This is a genomic window from Listeria sp. ILCC796 (assembly GCF_900186175.1).
GTDB lineage: Bacteria > Bacillota > Bacilli > Lactobacillales > Listeriaceae > Listeria > Listeria goaensis.
In genome coordinates this window covers 18,997-34,936 of sequence record NZ_FYBV01000010.1, presented here as the reverse complement: position 1 = coordinate 34,936, position 15,940 = coordinate 18,997, and the positions used below count along the sequence as shown (strand labels likewise).

17 protein-coding genes and 1 riboswitch are annotated in these 15,940 nt (G+C 43.1%); of the genes, 3 read left to right on the top strand and 14 right to left on the bottom strand.

What is annotated here, in order from left to right; all coding sequences use genetic code 11:
* Positions 1–10 precede the first annotated feature (10 nt).
* From CFS04_RS10505 to CFS04_RS10490, 4 genes are all read right to left on the bottom strand, one after another.
* Positions 11–262 carry an EsaB/YukD family protein gene (locus CFS04_RS10505; RefSeq protein WP_088810659.1) on the bottom strand — a complete coding sequence of 84 codons (252 nt, stop codon included), beginning with the start codon at positions 260–262 and terminating at the stop codon, positions 11–13.
* 11 nt (positions 263–273) lie between these two features.
* On the bottom strand, positions 274–768 hold the full coding sequence (essA, locus tag CFS04_RS10500; protein ID WP_088810658.1) for a type VII secretion protein EssA: 495 nt from the start codon (positions 766–768) through the stop codon (positions 274–276).
* Positions 755–3,967, bottom strand: a complete 3,213-nt coding sequence (gene esaA / locus CFS04_RS10495) for a type VII secretion protein EsaA (RefSeq protein WP_088810657.1) — start codon at positions 3,965–3,967, stop codon at positions 755–757. Before esaA ends, essA begins: the two co-directional genes overlap by 14 nt.
* A gap of 170 nt (positions 3,968–4,137) precedes the next feature.
* Positions 4,138–4,434 carry a WXG100 family type VII secretion target gene (locus tag CFS04_RS10490; RefSeq protein ID WP_088810656.1) on the bottom strand — a complete coding sequence of 99 codons (297 nt, stop codon included), beginning with the start codon at positions 4,432–4,434 and terminating at the stop codon, positions 4,138–4,140.
* Positions 4,435–4,675: 241 nt separating this feature from the next.
* Here CFS04_RS10490 and rpiB point away from each other — a divergent pair, with 241 nt between their 5' ends.
* Positions 4,676–5,131: a ribose 5-phosphate isomerase B gene (gene rpiB / locus CFS04_RS10485; protein WP_088810655.1), complete on the top strand. Its 456-nt coding sequence runs from the start codon at positions 4,676–4,678 to the stop codon at positions 5,129–5,131.
* Positions 5,132–5,185: 54 nt separating this feature from the next.
* Positions 5,186–5,288, top strand: a riboswitch (SAM riboswitch).
* A gap of 68 nt (positions 5,289–5,356) precedes the next feature.
* Positions 5,357–6,028 carry a VOC family protein gene (locus CFS04_RS10480; protein WP_088810734.1) on the top strand — a complete coding sequence of 224 codons (672 nt, stop codon included), beginning with the start codon at positions 5,357–5,359 and terminating at the stop codon, positions 6,026–6,028.
* 99 nt (positions 6,029–6,127) lie between these two features.
* Here CFS04_RS10480 and CFS04_RS10475 read toward each other — a convergent pair whose 3' ends face one another.
* Both CFS04_RS10475 and CFS04_RS10470 read right to left on the bottom strand, forming a co-directional pair.
* Positions 6,128–6,415, bottom strand: a complete 288-nt coding sequence (locus CFS04_RS10475; protein ID WP_088810654.1) for a hypothetical protein — start codon at positions 6,413–6,415, stop codon at positions 6,128–6,130.
* 13 nt (positions 6,416–6,428) lie between these two features.
* The gene (locus CFS04_RS10470) at positions 6,429–6,701 is read right to left on the bottom strand and encodes a helix-turn-helix transcriptional regulator (protein ID WP_088810653.1); all 273 of its coding nucleotides are present in this window, start codon (positions 6,699–6,701) and stop codon (positions 6,429–6,431) included.
* Positions 6,702–6,797: 96 nt separating this feature from the next.
* Between CFS04_RS10470 and CFS04_RS10465 the strand changes: the two genes are divergently transcribed.
* The gene (locus CFS04_RS10465) at positions 6,798–7,427 is read left to right on the top strand and encodes a nitroreductase family protein (protein ID WP_088810652.1); all 630 of its coding nucleotides are present in this window, start codon (positions 6,798–6,800) and stop codon (positions 7,425–7,427) included.
* A 68-nt stretch (positions 7,428–7,495) separates the two neighbouring features.
* Here the strand turns inward: CFS04_RS10465 and CFS04_RS10460 are convergent, their stop codons facing one another.
* From CFS04_RS10460 to kdpF, 8 genes are all read right to left on the bottom strand, one after another.
* The gene (locus CFS04_RS10460; RefSeq protein ID WP_088810651.1) at positions 7,496–7,753 is read right to left on the bottom strand and encodes a TfoX/Sxy family DNA transformation protein; all 258 of its coding nucleotides are present in this window, start codon (positions 7,751–7,753) and stop codon (positions 7,496–7,498) included.
* A gap of 3 nt (positions 7,754–7,756) precedes the next feature.
* Entirely contained in the window at positions 7,757–8,449 is a 693-nt protein-coding gene (locus CFS04_RS10455; RefSeq protein ID WP_088810650.1) for a response regulator, read from the bottom strand.
* Positions 8,439–11,114 carry a sensor histidine kinase KdpD gene (locus CFS04_RS10450; RefSeq protein WP_088810649.1) on the bottom strand — a complete coding sequence of 892 codons (2,676 nt, stop codon included), beginning with the start codon at positions 11,112–11,114 and terminating at the stop codon, positions 8,439–8,441. The genes CFS04_RS10455 and CFS04_RS10450 overlap by 11 nt, the downstream gene beginning before the upstream one ends.
* Before the next feature lie 181 nt (positions 11,115–11,295).
* On the bottom strand, positions 11,296–11,385 hold the full coding sequence (locus CFS04_RS13055; RefSeq protein WP_220387115.1) for a putative holin-like toxin: 90 nt from the start codon (positions 11,383–11,385) through the stop codon (positions 11,296–11,298).
* Between the two features lie 125 nt (positions 11,386–11,510).
* Positions 11,511–12,047, bottom strand: coding sequence for a potassium-transporting ATPase subunit KdpC (kdpC, locus tag CFS04_RS10445; RefSeq protein ID WP_088810648.1), 537 nt, complete (start codon positions 12,045–12,047; stop codon positions 11,511–11,513).
* Between the two features lie 12 nt (positions 12,048–12,059).
* Positions 12,060–14,084 (bottom strand): potassium-transporting ATPase subunit KdpB, encoded by a 2,025-nt coding sequence (kdpB, locus tag CFS04_RS10440; protein WP_369821526.1) that lies wholly within the window; start codon positions 14,082–14,084, stop codon positions 12,060–12,062.
* A gap of 45 nt (positions 14,085–14,129) precedes the next feature.
* Positions 14,130–15,818 (bottom strand): potassium-transporting ATPase subunit KdpA, encoded by a 1,689-nt coding sequence (gene kdpA, locus CFS04_RS10435; RefSeq protein ID WP_088810646.1) that lies wholly within the window; start codon positions 15,816–15,818, stop codon positions 14,130–14,132.
* Positions 15,815–15,904 (bottom strand): K(+)-transporting ATPase subunit F, encoded by a 90-nt coding sequence (kdpF, locus tag CFS04_RS10430; RefSeq protein ID WP_088810645.1) that lies wholly within the window; start codon positions 15,902–15,904, stop codon positions 15,815–15,817. The genes kdpA and kdpF overlap by 4 nt, the downstream gene beginning before the upstream one ends.
* Positions 15,905–15,940 lie beyond the last annotated feature (36 nt).

Below are 15,940 nucleotides of genomic sequence, written 5' to 3'. Positions count from 1 at the left end.
ACTCCCTCATTTATAAAATTTCTAAAATGTCCCCGTCAGTAATTGGGTAATCTGTTAATTTGTCATCGTCACTTAATAAAATGCCTTTATTCGTTGCCTTTAGTGAATATTTCGTATCATTCGCACCCTCAAATTTAAGCGTCTCCGCCAAATTTAAAATCAGCGCTTTAATCGGCTGATGAATGGGGATGCGCAAATCCTTTTGTGTGGCACCCCACTTTGTGAAATCAACTGTAACGTTTAGATGTGTTTGTTTCGCCAATGTTCTTCCTCCTATTCCATCACGTGCCGGCTAGCAAAATAAATGCCGCCCGCAAGCGCTAAAACGATTCCGCCAATAATGGCGATCATCGAGTTTGAAGTTTTATCTTCTTTCGTGTCTTCCACTACTTCCTCATCAGCCTTTAAAGCATAGTTTCCCTCAAAAAGTTTCTTTTGCGTGTCTTTTGCCGTTTGATTTGTCACTTCTTTACCTGTAAATAAACTATCTTGCAACTCTTTATATTTCTCTTTTTGCGCCTTTTCTTGCTGCTCTATTTTCTTATCCAGCTCATCTGTGAAAAGTGGTAAGCCGAGTTCATCAAGCATTGTTTTTTCTTGCTCGGTTGTTTGCGTTTTTTCTTCCTCGGATTTTTGAAGACGGTCCGCTTTCATTTCCATTTTGCCGTCATTTTCCAAATAACCATTCTCCGCAAAAACCGTTGCGCCACTAACAGACACAAACATTAATAGCAAAAGAGAAAAAATGACGCTTTTACATATCTTCATGAGCAACTTCCTCACTTTCCGGAGTTGTTTTTCGAACAACAAATAAGTTGAGTACAACAAAAACTGCCGCTGCGCCAATAAAAATGTACATTAGAACTAAAAAGTTGTTTTCTCCGTTCAAAATACGATTTAACAGCAATTCTATATACTGGAGCGGCGAATACTTTTGTAGCGTCCCAAAAAGAGAAGTACGGTCAACATTTAACCCCACTGCATCTGTTAGGAAAAGGTAGGTGCCGACTAGGAATAAAATGATAAACATGCCGAGCATTTGCAGTTGGCGCAGTAAATAGGTGAATCCCATAACCAACACGAGCATCAAAATGATACAAATCCCGATCCAAAGGAACAGCCCAATTTGCTGAGCATCAAAAATATTTCCAGAAATCACGCCAATAATAAGACCTTCTACGATGGCCACACAAGCCGTCAGGAACGTAACTGGTAAGTTTTTCGATGCAATCGAAAGTTCCTCGCTAAACGCATCACGCTGCATTCGTTTTTTCTCCTGACTAGAAATCACATAACTTGTGAAAAGCGCGATGAGCGTCATGATAAGCACCATATAATACGGCGTCGCCTTATCGCCAGCCGCAATTGTTTTACCATTTACTTTTTCAACTGGACTACTCAAGAAATTATATAAGCTTTCATTTTGCCGATCTCCCACACGACTATTCGACATTACATCCGAAAAATTATCAGAAAATGTTTCATCAGCCGTGAGCTTCTTCGCCAAGTCTTTCGATAATGTGCCCGCATCTGAAATTAAATCTTCACCGCTTGACTTAATATTTTTTGCTTCTTGATCAAGTGAGTCAAACGTTTTATACACGCCGTCTGCTGACTTCAAATTACTGCTAGTTGCCTCTGCCAAACTCTGGCTTCGCGTAAGAAGACCACTAAAGTCACCATTTATCGACGTAATTGCAGAGTTAGCATCTGAACCATTCGACATAATGACTTGATTTTCTTCTAACAGTGCCTGACTCGTCTCTTGCCAAGTCGCCATTTCTTCTAACATTTTGGTTAAATTTTCATTTTGAGATGCCGCTTCTGAACTTGTATGCACTAATCGTTCTGCCACATCTTTTGAACGCGTTTCAACTTCGGCCATCGTTTCTTTGTACGCAGCAATTTGCGCTTCAAAACTCGCTAAACTTTCTTTATAAGCCTTTGTAACATTCCCAGATGCCATTGCGGCAATACTGTCCAGCAAATTATCGCGATTAAAAATCGCATAGTAAGAATCATCCGTAGCTTGTTCAGCTAGTGACTTCCCATCTAAATTAAAACCCACATCCAGCGGGTCTAAACCATAATAAACTTGGAATAAAGTCGCTGTATGGTCATAAGACTGTGAAATCTTTTGGAATTCTTTAAACATCTTTGTAACATCTTCAGTTAAATCTTCTTCTGTGTAATAAGAACTCTGTTCGTTCATTTTAATCGGTGTAACCTTTTGAATGAATGTTTTATTTAGCGTGAGTCCACTATCAGTAACAGCAACATTTTGATCTGTGTACTGGATTGCCATCATGCTCACATCAAATGTCCCAAACATTCGGAATCCCTCTGGTACAGGCGTTTTTAGAAATGCTGTAAAAGTGACTTCATAATCTCCAGCCTCATCCTCTTGAGAAAAAGTAAGCGTCGTTTCATCGTCTTTTAAGTCAAGTTTTTTTCTATAAGAAACTTCTTGTCTTACCCCATCAACAATCTTAAATACCTGTATATTATCTAAACGAAAAGTGTCTTCATGATTGATTTTAATTTCTGTATTTTTTGTCGTCGCTGGTAACGAGAAAGTTTGCGAACTAACCGGTATACCTTCCGTCGCTAGCCTTTGCTGAATCGCTCTATATGTATCTTCCACTGGTTTAGTAATCGTTAAATCAGTGACTGTCTGATTCAACTCCGTGTCCGAAAAATCATCAGCATTTTCCGACATAAATTTCGCCGCTAATGCTTTTATATTATTGTACTCATCCGTATCAATCCCAAGAATCGCAGCATCTTCTGGAGTGAAATATTGCAACCCTTTAATTTCTTCTTCTAGCTTACTCTTAAAGCGATTATTAATGTCATTACGTAGCTCTTGAATGGTATAGTTTTTGCTTTCGCCACCTGCTGAACCAGATAAAATTTGCGCAAGCTCCTTCTGTATATCTTCTTGAATATCCGCTTGAATCGTCGTGTTAAGCTGATTATCCAAATCAGTAATCCGACTGTTGACATCTTGTATATAGTTTTGCAGAGCTTGCGTTTGTGACATTAACGAATTAGAATCTTGCATGGTTTGAAGTTCCGCATATAAAACGGCATTTGCTTGTTCTAGCGCTGCAAGTTGCCCTTGCACAGAATCCGCCGAAATACTAGCAGAATATTTTTGCAAGTTATCCGTAAAAGTAGTTCCAAACGGTGCATTTTTTTCCTGCATCGCAACCAAACTATTCAAAGACTCTTGGTATGCCGCATTTTCTTTACTTGCGTCTGCAAGAGAAGATTCCTGATTTTTTAATAATTCTTCAAAACCAGAAAAACTTTCCTTCGAAGAACCTGTATAACTTTGAACCGTTCCAAACTGATCTGTATAGTTGGAAAGCGGGTCTTTCACCGCGCTATCATAGCGCGAAGTATGTTTCTTTTCTTTCGCAACGAGCGTACTAATATTATCTTGCGCTTCTTGTAAGTTTGTCAGTATACTAGCAAAATAAACGTCGATAACCCGCTGATTAATATCCGCCACCAAATTGGATGCCGTCTTTTCTGCCTCTACTTTTAAATCATTATTACCCACATCATTAATTTTGTAATTTACTTGAATTTTTTCTGGCGACGTAGAAGTAAGCGATAAAGCTTTTTCAGAAAAATTATCCGGAATGATAATCATTAAATTGTACACATCTCGTTTTAAGCCGCTTTCTGCCACGCCCCGACTTACCGTCGCCCAGTCATGTGTTGTATCTTTTAAAACACTCGTTTGAATATCATCTCCGAATGTATATTTCTTACCCGAAAGCATCGCGCCTTGGTCCTCATTAACGAAGGCAATACTCATTTTATGTGTGTCTTTTTTATCCGGAGTAGTCTTTTCTTTACTTAAATTTTGACTAAGCCCCAGATAGGAAATTCCTGCCGTAAGCAAAACAGCCAAAACTAAAAATAGTAAAATGTTCCATTTTACTTTCCGCTTCATAATGTTTAATTCACTCCCGCTGTTATTTTTATATCTATAATGTCGTTCATTGTATTCAATTTAATGTCAGATTGTATATTTTTCAGAAAAAGCTGTGTAACAAATGCTACACAGCTTTTCTTACGTAGCAGAATATGTACTACTAAGCTACACAAATAGAAATTTGGAAATCAATTGAATCCAAAGTTTTGAGACAATTGTTGGTCTTGTTCTTCGACAGCTTGTGCTGTACGTTGTAATTGGTTTTCAATTTGGTCCATTAAGTTTGCAAATTCTGTTACTTTTGGACGCAATTGGTTGAATTGGTCATCAAAGCGTTGGAATGCTTGACCTTCCCATTCACTACGTAAAGTTTCTTGAAGCCCAGATAAACGTTGTAACAATTGTTCGATTTCGCGACCACTTTGGCCATATGTTTTAGCACGATCACGAAGTTCTGCAGGGGTCATTCTAATTTGTCCTGACATATTTCTTCATCTCCTCTTATGTTTTTATGGATATAAACCCACTGTATAATTATACCATATATACTCATCGTATTTGTGACAATAAATTGAACATTTCATACTTTATTTAATTCGAATTGAAACCTTTTATCAATTGTTATCCAGACTGGCTTATGACGACTTTTCTACTTTTAAAACTTCCATTTTATAAATTATTTTTTACGTGTATAATGTAGATAAATAACCTTTAGGAGGAATCTAAATGAACATCTCAAAAGTGGCCATCGCTTCCGATCATGGCGGTATAGCACTTCGAAAGAATATCATTGCCTTTTTAAAAGAACAGAAAATCGATTTTGAAGAATTTGGCCCAGAAACTAAAGAATCTGTAGACTACCCAAATTTGGCATTCACTGTTTCTGAAAAAGTCGCTACCGGAGCAGTCGAACGCGGCATTTTAGTTTGCGGGACTGGCGTCGGTATGAGCATTGCCGCAAATAAAGTACACGGCATTCGCTGTGCGCTCGTTTCGGATACTTTTACGGCGCATGCTACACGAGAACATAATGATTCCAACGTCCTTGCACTAGGTGCCCGTGTTATCGGCCCGGGACTTGCACTCGATATCGTGAAACTTTGGCTTGAAACGGACTATGAAGGCGGGCGCCACGCAAATCGCCTTAGTCAAATTGAACAATTCGAAAACACTCAAAGTTGATTTTTCCCCAAAAAGATGGTTTAATGTTTATAAATCAAATGGAAATACTCGGAATTCTTATCAAGAGAGATGGAGGGACTTGGCCCGTTGAAATCTCAGCAACAGACCTACGGGCACTGTGCTAAATCCAGCAGGCGCAAAGCTTGGCAGATGAGAAGAGTTTGTTTTAGGCGCTCTTCTTTTTCTGAAAGGAGAGTTTTTCTTTTGTCGAAAGGAGCAAATAAAATGAATTCATTATCCGTTAGTCATGCCGTCCACTTCGTCCATGATTTAGAAGCGGTCCGCACTCAGTTGCATCATTTTGGGTTAAAACTGTATACGAACAACGAGCGTAGCCTACCCGGCACCCAGTCTGCCTTAACCGAATTTAGTTTTCCACATATCAAATTTCTAAGTATTACCGAAAAAACAGCCGCATCTAAAAGTTTCCTTGGAAAAGAGGCGCTCACCTTTTTGCCGGTCAAACAAATTTTAGGGCACCTTGTCCTCGAAACCGATGATTTAAACGGCCTACGCAAACGCCTTTTTGAAAAAGGACACGAATTGACACTCATTTCAACGGCCGATGAAGCTGAACCGCTTTATGCCATTCCAGGCTCATTACATGGTTTAGCATATCCACTTATTCAGAAAAAAAAGACGGTGACGCCGCCGAAAATTCACCACACACTTAAAGAAATCCACATTCGTGTGGATAACCCCAAATACGTGTTGAAATACTGGGCAGAACTTTTTAATCTACAGGTTATCCACAATTCGTTGTTTTTTGATGATATTGCTGTGAATTTTACAAAAGGGTCAGCTAATCGCTTACATGCGCTTGTGTTTGACGCTACATCAGACGTTATCAGCCAAACAGAATTTCGAATTGGCGAAGGATTTTATCGCTTCCGTTAGCATACTTATGCACATAGTTATCCACATTATCCACAAACGCTTATCCAATTGGCTGATGTAACATATTTTATACTTGTGGATAAAAACACCCGTCACTTTTCAGCTTGTGGAAAAGTGACGGGTGTTTAATTTTTTGGTTAATTCGTCGTAGTCGATTTCTGGATTGCCATCTTGATACTCTGCGCGCAACCACTCATAGGCTTGCAATTGTTTGGCGCGTAATTGTTGGCAAGTCGCTGCTTCAAATAGTAAACTTTGAGCTTCTAAAATGGCAGCTTGATCTTGGTAGACGCCGGCGCTTAAAATGACACGGTCTAACACGGCGATAATCCGCGCATCATGACAGCCTAGCGCGTACGCTTCTTCTAAATCGGCTAAATAATTCAATTGGTGGCCTCCTCTACTTTAAAACATCAAAAAACGATTGCGCACCATCAATTAGTTCCGCGTTGACTGAATAAATATGCGTCGTTCCTTCCTTTCGTAGTTGAATTAAATCGGCATCTTTTAAGATTTTAATGTGGTGCGATAAGGTGGATTTGGCGATATGATATTCGCTGCAATTTACGGAGCGCTCACCGTTTTTTAACAGGCAACGAAATATTTTCAAGCGAATCGGGTCAGCGAGTGCTTGCAAAATCATTAATAAATTTTCCTCAGATAAAGTTTTCATAAAACCATCTTATCACAGGACGATTTATTTGCCGATAAAAACATTCTGTGCTAAAGTACAATAGTTCGATAAAATTAGAACTTTGGAGGCATACAGATGTACAAAAATAATGATTTTCAAGACTTAATGAAAAATCGCCGCTCGATTCGCGCTTACGATGAAAATGTGAAAATTTCGCACGAAGAAATGCTCGAAATGATAAATGAGGCGACAACTGCACCTAGCTCGGTTAACATGCAGCCTTGGCGCTTTGTCGTGGCGGATACGGCCGAAGCAAAAGCAAAACTTCGCCCGCTAGTGCGCTTTAACACGACGCAAAACGACACGTCTTCTGCGATGATTATTCTTTTTGGGGATAAAAATGCTTTCGAAAATGGCGAAAAAATTTACGGTACGGCGGTTGCAAAAGGTTTGATGCCGCAAGAAGTGAAAGACAAGCAACTTCCTGCTTTAAGAGCAATGTTTGCAAGCGCTCCTGAAAGCGAACTAGAACGCACCAGCCTAATTGACGGCGGCCTCGTTGCGATGCAATTCATGCTCGTTGCCCGCGCTTACGGCTACGACACGAATCCAATCGGCGGCTTTGAACGCGATGAAGTGGCTGAAGCCTTTGATATGGACACAAAACGCTACACACCCATTATGATTCTTTCAATTGGGAAAGCAAAAGATGCAGGTTATCCTTCTTATCGTTTGGATGCCACAGAAATTACGAGTTTTAAATAAGGCTAATTAAAAAGCAGAATTTCATGTCTAACCATTTTTTGAATGGCGGATTCATGAAATTCTGCTTTTTAGTGTTCATTCGCTTTATAAAACGCCCTTAATTCAGCTTTTCGAGTTGAGCTGATTTCTTTTTTAGGGATATCCGAAATGGCGCCTTCTAGCGCGTATAAGAAATGTAGGCAGGCACCCTCATCAACAAGGTGTTTCGTTTTTAAATACGCGGTTTCCGTACCGACTGAAATAAGTTGTTCAGCGGTCATAATTCCGGCTTCGTTTAATTTTTCTTCGTTGATTTTACCTAAATTTTGCATGTCTGAAATTTTCATTTTTCACTCCTCCACCATTCGGTAGCCGACGCCGACTTCTGTTAGAATGTAGCGCGGTTCTGCTGGATTTTGTTCGATTTTGCGGCGGATATTGCTTAAATTAACCCGTAAAGTTTGGTTTTCATTGGCGTACGGGCCCCAGATTTCGCGGATTAGAAAGTCGTGCGTTAAAACTTTTCCGGCGTGCTGGGCGAGCATTTGGAGGATTTTATATTCAATTGGAGTGAGGTGAACGACTTCGCCAGATACGGTGACGAGGCGTTTGTCGGCATCAATTTGGAGGTCGCCGATTTGAATGGTGCCGGAAGTCGCACGAGGCGTTTTGCGCGCACTGTGCCTTAGGGCTGTTCGGATTCGGGCTAGCAGTTCGGACGTGCCGAATGGCTTTGTGATATAGTCGTCCGCACCAAGGTCGAGGGCTTCGACTTTTTCGCGCTCATGAAGTCGTGCCGACACAACAATTACGGGTAAGTCAGACCAGGAACGAATGGTTTTAAGCAAAGTGAGCCCGTCCGTATCTGGCAGTCCTAAATCAAGCAAAATTAAATCGGGGGCGTGCGAAGCCGCCATGCTTAGACCTTCTTTACCTGTGCGCGCTTCAAGTGTTTTATAGTCGCTGGCACTTAATATAGCGTTCATAAAATGGCTGATACCCGGTTCATCTTCAATAATTAAAATGAGCTTGTCATTTTGCATGCGAATTCCCTCCTAATGGCAATGTAAAGCGGAATAATGCCCCTCCGCCAGGATTTTCTGCCACTTCCATTTTACCACCGTGCGCCCGAATAATCGACATGCAGATAGAAAGCCCGATGCCAAGACCGCGCGTCATATCCACACGGTCGCGCTCCTCCACGCCAAAATTATTGAACAGCTGGCTAAAGCGCTCTTTCGGAATGCCGATGCCGTCATCTTTCACCGTGAACACGACCTCATCAGAAGCCAAAATCACGTTCACCCAAACCTCAGCATCCGCGCCGCCGTGTCTAAGCGCGTTTTCCATTAAGTTTATTAAAACTTGTTCGATTAAAGTACCGTCCATGGGAATGAGAACGACTTCGTCTGGGACTCGAACGGTGATTTTTCGGTTTGAAAATCGGCTACGAATTCGTCTTACCGCTGCGCTTACTACTTCTTCAGGCGCTTCCAAGTCGGCGTTTACCGTGAGCATTCCTTCGTTTATCCGTGTAACAGAAAGTAAATTTTCGACCATTCGAATGAGCCATTCAGAATCCTCTTTAATATCCAAGACGAGCTTCGTGCGCGTTTCTTCGTCCAATTTATTTTCAAGTAGCGCCGAGCTGGCGCCTAGAATGCCGGTGAGCGGCGTGCGCAAATCATGCGAGATGGCGCGCAGCAAATTACTGCGCATTTGTTCTTTTTCGGCTTCAATTAGGATTTCGCGTTGTTCGTCTGAGAGCTTCTGCCGTTCGAGCGAAGTGGCCACCTGCGAGCTGACCATTCGCAAGAACAATCGATTATCCTGTGTGAGCGCTTCTTTTTTAGGGTCGCAAAAAATACCAATGACACCTAAAATTTTCCCACCAGAAATAACGGGTAAATAAAAGCCTGCAGCCCCAGAAAGCGTGTCCGTAGCCTGCCCTGCTTCTTTGCCGCTTCTAAACACCCAGTGCACGACGGCGCGCTCATCTTCTGAGAGCATTGCGATTGCACCGGCTTCCTCTTCTTCTTGTAAAAAGGTCCCCGATCCGTGTTCCTTCGGGTCTTCCGCGTACACGATGACCGAGCGACCGAGCAGGCGGACAAGATAGGTTGTGACTAGCTCTAAAATGCCGTCTAGTTGGCGGGTGACAAGCAGTTTCCGATTGAGCTCGTATAAAATTTCCGTACGGCGCTCCCTGACAACGGCTTGCTTGGCAATTTTTTTCACTCGAACCGTGAGCGCACTTGTGATTAAGGCGACAAGTAGCATGATGCCATATGTGACTGGATAGCCGGCTTGAACGGTATTGAAGGTGTATAGCGGCGTCATGAAGAAGAAATTAAACATAAGTACGGCAAGAAGCGACCCGATAATTCCGTATAAATAGCCTGACGTCATTCGGGAAATGACGAGCACGGATAAAATGAACACCATAATGATATTTTGATCGCCAATGCCAAGCTCGGATAGACCAGCCGAAATTAAGGTGGCTAAAATGAGGGCTGCGAACATTTTGGCGGTGTCGTGCCACGTAAGTATATTTTTAAATGTCCACGCATGCGGTTTTGCTTTTTCTTTGCGGCCGCTTGGAATGATGTGGATTTCAATTGCTTGCAGGGAGTCAATTAGTTCGTCTTCCAAATCGGTCCCCAATTTTCCCAAAAGAAAAGATTTGCGTTTGGATTTTCCGAGAACGATATTCGTCACACCCGACAGCTTGGCGTATTCGGCGATTGTTTCGCCCAAATTGTGACCGTTTATCGTGACCGTATCCGCGCCTAATTTTTCCGCGAGCGCGATGTTCTCTTGCAGCGTCTTCTTCTCAGCGAACGGCAAGCTTTCCGTATCCCCATCGTCCACATAAAGCACCGTCCAAGTCGCGTGAAAAGCCTCTGCCGCACGCGCCGTCCAGCGAATCAATTTTTGCGATGACTTTGAGGCGCTAATGCAGACGAGCATCTTCATACTCGCGCGCTTCTCCGCATAGGAAATCGTCTGTTCATTCTCAAAACTAATGCGGTCAGCCACTTTCCGCATCGCAATTTCCCGAAGCAACTTCAAATTCTCTTTTGTGAAAAACTTGTGCATCGCAAGCGCGGCGCGTTCCGCTTCATAAATTTTCCCTTCGCTAAACCGCTTCAACAGCTCGTCTGGTTCAATGTCAATCAATTTGACAAAATCAGCTTGGTCAAAAAATTGATCCGGAACCGTTTCCTTGACTGCAATTTGCGTAATGTTTTCCACAATATCATTTAGGCTTTCAATATGTTGGACGTTGACCGTCGTATACACATCAATGCCGGCGTCAAGCAGTTCCTGCACGTCTTGATAGCGCTTTTTGTTCCGCGAACCGGGTGCGTTTGTATGGGCAAGCTCATCGACCAACACAATATCCGGCTTCCGCAAGAGAACCGCATCAACATCGAGTTCTTCCAAACTCATATTTTTATATGCCATCGATTTTTTCGGAATTGCAGGTACGCCGTCTAAAAGCCGCATTGTTTCTTTGCGATTATGTGGCTCAATATAACCGGCGACAACCGCCACTCCGCGCTCAAGCTCTTCGCGGGCATCATTTAGCATCGCAAACGTTTTGCCTACGCCTGCTGCATAGCCAAAATAAATTTTCAATTTTCCTGAAGAAGCCTCCCGTGCCTCTTGTAGTAACGCATCTGGATTTGGCCGATCATCTTGCATTGCTAGCACCTCCTTTAGACTCAAAATGAGTGAAAAAAGCGTGTATTTTTTATTTGTTTATGTTATAATTTGAATTGAAAAGGGATATGCGTCAACATATCCCCGTACAGAGCCGTTAAGACGGTGGCAGTTTCTAATGATTTATTAAATAACCATCTTCACTCGCCAAGTGGAAAGATGGTTATTTTTCTTGTTTATCGTTCGAGTTACGAATGGCTAGCACTAATGATGCAAATGCAATCATCAGTACCAGCGCCTCATACACCGACACGGCTAACTCCTCTCTAGGAGAAAAACCTGAATAAACATAGGCGTCACCCCCTTAGTAGGGATTTCGCCACCATCTTCACTTCTCTGCTCGTTTAGTTTAACACGAAACGAGTTCTTTTTCCATTTTTATTTAACCTTTTGATCAAGCTCCAAATTCACGCCAAGAACATTTACAACAGGTTCCCCCATAAATCCTAACGCACGGTTTTCCGTGTTATTTTTTATGATTTTTTCCACAGCAGACGGGGACATATCGCGCGCTTTCGCGATTCTATCCACCTGGTATTCCGCCGCAGCGACCGAAATGTTCGGATCCACACCACTTGCAGAACTTGTGACTAAATCAATCGGAATTTGTTTTGTATTCGCCGAATCGAGCTTATGGAAAAAAGCCACACGCTCCGCAACTAATTTTTCCTCTTCTGAACTTGATGGATTCAAGTTGGAGGGCGAACCGCTATCAGGGCGACCAATTAAATATTTTGCTTCTGTAAAGTTTTGACCAATCAATTTGGAACCTTTATTTCCTTCTATTATACTGCCATTTGCTTTGTTTTGGAAAGCAGCTTGTGCAACAAGCGTTACGACGGCCGGGTAGAGGACGCCGCACACAATTGTTAGGGCAGCAAACACGACCAGTGCCTGTCTAAAAAGTGGTTTCATTTCCATCGCCTCCTATGAAATACCAATAAACGTTAAAATCAAATCAATCAACTTAATCGCCACAAATGGCGCTATGAGTCCGCCTAACCCGTAAATCAAAAGGTTGCGTCCAAGTAATTTTTGCGCCGGCATCTCCGTATATTTCACGCCTTTAAGCGAAAGAGGAATTAAGAAAATAATAATCAGAGCGTTATAGATTATCGCGGATAAAATCGCCGTTTTAGGGCTCGTTAAGGCCATGACGTTTAGCGCCGCTAGCTCCGGATAAATGCCGTAAAACAGGACGGGAATAATCGCGAAATATTTGGCGATGTCGTTCGCTACACTAAATGTCGTGAGCGCTCCCCGCGTCATCAAAAGCTGCTTGCCAATGCGAACGATGTCGATCAGTTTGGTCGGGCTCGAATCTAAATCCACCATGTTCCCCGCCTCTTTTGCTGCCTGCGTTCCCGAATTCATTGCCACTGCAACATCTGCTTGCGCAAGCGCTGGGGCGTCATTTGTGCCGTCACCGGTCATCGCAACAAGGTGGCCTTCTTGCTGGTAGCTCCGAATTAAATCGAGTTTCGCTTCTGGTGTCGCCTCCGCCAAGAAGTCATCCACCCCCGCTTCCGCTGCAATTGCCGCCGCAGTCATCGGGTTATCCCCGGTAATCATAATCGTTTTAATCCCCATTTTCCGAAGGTCAACAAAACGCTCTTTGACGCCATTTTTAACGATATCTTTTAAGAATATAACGCCTAGCACTTGCTTGTTTTTAACGACGACAAGCGGAGTTCCCCCGACATTCGCTACTTTTGAAACGAGTTCGTCGCATTCATCTGGATACGCGCCACCAATTTCCTGCACATATTTTTTTACCGCGTCTGCGGCCCCTTTTCGAATCGCGTCATTCGCGTAATCAATGCCACTCATACGCGTTTTAGCTGTAAACGGAATAAATTCTGCTTGCGTCCCGCTAAAATCACGCCCGCGAATATCAAACCTTTCTTTAGCCAAAATAACGATACTTCGTCCTTCAGCAGTTTCGTCAGCGAGTGAGGAAAGTTGCGCTGCATCTGCAAGATCACGTTCGCTTACGCCTGTTACAGGTAGGAACTCGCTTGCACGACGGTTTCCGAGTGTAATTGTCCCAGTTTTGTCGAGTAGTAAAACGTCCACATCACCAGCCGCCTCGATTGCCCGACCGCTCATCGCAAGTACATTCGCTTTATTTAAGCGGCTCATGCCAGCAATTCCAATGGAAGAAAGTAGCGCGCCAATGGTTGTTGGTGCCAGACAGACGAGCAGTGCGACAATGTTTGTCACCGAAACGGCCGAGCCATTTCCTGCTAGTTTGCTGGAAAAATCGGAAAACGGAAGTAAAGTCACCGAAACGGCTAGAAAAATAATCGTTAGCGTCACGAGTAAAATTTGTAGCGCAATTTCATTCGGTGTTTTTTTCCGCGCAGCGCCTTCTACCATCGCAATCATCTTATCTAAAAAGCTTTCACCCGCTTCTGTCGTAATTTCAATGACAAGCGAATCCGAAACTAGTGTTGTCCCGCCTGTCACGGCGCTTCTGTCGCCACCAGATTCCCGAATCACGGGTGCCGATTCACCGGTAATCGCGCTTTCGTCCACCGAAGCCGCACCAAAAATCACTTCGCCGTCCATCGGAATTTGCTCACCAGCTTCGACAATGACCACATCGCCTTTTTTCAAAGTATTGGATAAAACTTCGGTAAAGTCTTCGTGGTTATCAGCCGATTTCAACTTCCGCGTCAAAACATCTTTCCTAGCACTCCTTAAACTATCCGCCTGTGCCCGGCCGCGGCCTTCTGCAATCGCCTCCGCAAAGTTGGCGAACAAAACGGTGAACCAGAGTACCATCGCAATGACAAATGTGTACCACCGCGCTTCATCACCAATATTTATGAACGTTAAAAAATATAAAATGGTCGTTAAAACGGCGCCAAGATAAACGACAAACATGACTGGATTTTTAATTTGAATTTTAGGCGCAAGTTTTCTAAAAGATTGCTTTGTCGCGTCCATATATACATTTTTTTGACTGATTTCTTGTTTCATTTTTACTCACCCCTATTTTGTAGTGAAGAAGTCGGCAATTGGACCAAGCGCCAGGCTCGGCAAGAAACTTAAAGCGCCGACTAAGAAAATTACGCCAATTAAAAGGCCAACAAACAACCCTGTATCCGTTTTTAGCGTGCCACTGCTTGCTGCAACAGGCTTTTTCTTCGCCAAGTTTGCCGCTAAGAACAGCGCAGCGACAAGCGGTAAGAAACGCACAATGAGCATGATGGTTCCGCCAATCAAATTCGTAAAGGTTGTATCGGCCGAAAAGCCTCCAAACGCACTCCCATTGTTATTTCCCATAGAAGTAAAAGCGTATAAGATTTCCGAAAAGCCGTGCGCGCCGCTATTTGTCAGCCAACCCGTAGCACTTGGCATCATCACCGCAAACATCGTGCCGAAAAGCGTGAATAGTGGCGGCCCAAGGATAATCAGACAGACCATTTTCATATCATAAGGTTCGATTTTTTTGCCTAAGTACTCCGGAGTCCGCCCGACCATAAGTCCTGCAATGAACACGGTCAAAATGACAAAAGCAATCATCCCGTAAAGCCCGCTACCAACTCCGCCAAAAATCACTTCCCCGAGTTGCATTAAGAACAGCGGTATAAAGCCTCCGAGCGGCGTCAGACTATCGTGCATCGCGTTCACTGAGCCATTCGATGCCGCCGTAGTTGACGTTGCAAAAAGTGACGAATCCGCAACCCCAAAACGCGCTTCCTTGCCTTCCATATTCCCCGCACTCACGTCTACACCAGCGTAATTTGGAACAGTTTGATATTCCGCCGCCGTGATGCCAACAAGCGCCACTACAAAAACAATTATCATGGTTAAAAATAGGGTTTTTCCTTGCCCCCGCTCTTTAACCGCATGACCGAACATAAAAACTAGCGCCGCTGGGATAATTAAAATCGCCAGCATTTCGAAAAAATTCGTAATTGCCGTAGGATTTTCAAACGGAAACGCCGAATTGGTTCCGAAAAACCCGCCGCCATTTGTTCCAAGCTGCTTAATCGCAATCTGACTCGCCGCTGGTCCCATCGGAATGATTTGACTTACCCCGTCCTGAAGCGTCGTCTGAACACTGTAGCCCGATAAATTTTGCACAACGCCACCAGAAACTAAAATTATCGAAAGCACGATTGATAGCGGCAACAGCACATAAAGCGTGATCCGCGTCAAATCTTGCCAAAAGTTACCTATAGTATGTTCCTTTTTTAAAATAAACCCACGAATTAATGCGAATAAAACGGCAATACCAGTTGCTGCCGACACAAAATTCTGCACGGTCAGCCCCATCATTTGCGAAAAATAGGACAACTGAGTTTCCCCCGCATAGGCCTGCCAATTCGTATTTGATACAAAACTCGCCGCCGTGTTAAACGCCAACCCAATTGACATCCCTTTCATATTTTCTGGGTTAAGCGGCAAAAATCCTTGCATCATTAAAATGGCCATCAAAAAAATAAACCCAATTCCACTAAAAATTAACACCGAAAGAGCATATTTTTTTGGCGACATACTCGCCGTACTATTTTCACCCATCCCTTTATAAATCCACGTTTCAACTGGTTCAACAACACGCGATAAAAAAGTATGCCGGCCTTGCATTACCGCATACATATAACGTCCAAGAGGAATCGCCAGACCAATTAAGACAACAATGAAAATAACATCTTTTAATATCGCTTGACTCATAAGTCTTCACCTCGGAATAAAACGTAAAATAAATACGCCATCAAAATAAGGGCTAGCACACCTAGAACACCAATGACCACGCTCATTTTTCTCAACTCCTTTTTCTATCCTAATCCTATCAG

Bases quoted from the DNA above. Each gene is read 5' to 3' on its own strand.
- essA (WP_088810658.1), bottom strand. From the start codon at position 768: ATGAAGATATGTAAAAGCGTCATTTTTTCTCTTTTGCTATTAATGTTT.
- esaA (WP_088810657.1), bottom strand. From the start codon at position 3,967: ATGAAGCGGAAAGTAAAATGGAACATTTTACTATTTTTAGTTTTGGCT.
- CFS04_RS10490 (WP_088810656.1), bottom strand. From the start codon at position 4,434: ATGTCAGGACAAATTAGAATGACCCCTGCAGAACTTCGTGATCGTGCT.
- rpiB (WP_088810655.1), top strand. From the start codon at position 4,676: ATGAACATCTCAAAAGTGGCCATCGCTTCCGATCATGGCGGTATAGCA.
- CFS04_RS10480 (WP_088810734.1), top strand. From the start codon at position 5,357: ATGAATTCATTATCCGTTAGTCATGCCGTCCACTTCGTCCATGATTTA.
- CFS04_RS10470 (WP_088810653.1), bottom strand. From the start codon at position 6,701: ATGAAAACTTTATCTGAGGAAAATTTATTAATGATTTTGCAAGCACTC.
- CFS04_RS10465 (WP_088810652.1), top strand. From the start codon at position 6,798: ATGTACAAAAATAATGATTTTCAAGACTTAATGAAAAATCGCCGCTCG.
- CFS04_RS10460 (WP_088810651.1), bottom strand. From the start codon at position 7,753: ATGAAAATTTCAGACATGCAAAATTTAGGTAAAATCAACGAAGAAAAA.
- CFS04_RS10455 (WP_088810650.1), bottom strand. From the start codon at position 8,449: ATGCAAAATGACAAGCTCATTTTAATTATTGAAGATGAACCGGGTATC.
- CFS04_RS10450 (WP_088810649.1), bottom strand. From the start codon at position 11,114: ATGCAAGATGATCGGCCAAATCCAGATGCGTTACTACAAGAGGCACGG.
- kdpC (WP_088810648.1), bottom strand. From the start codon at position 12,047: ATGAAACCACTTTTTAGACAGGCACTGGTCGTGTTTGCTGCCCTAACA.
- kdpB (WP_369821526.1), bottom strand. From the start codon at position 14,084: ATGGACGCGACAAAGCAATCTTTTAGAAAACTTGCGCCTAAAATTCAA.
- kdpA (WP_088810646.1), bottom strand. From the start codon at position 15,818: ATGAGTCAAGCGATATTAAAAGATGTTATTTTCATTGTTGTCTTAATT.
- kdpF (WP_088810645.1), bottom strand. From the start codon at position 15,904: ATGAGCGTGGTCATTGGTGTTCTAGGTGTGCTAGCCCTTATTTTGATG.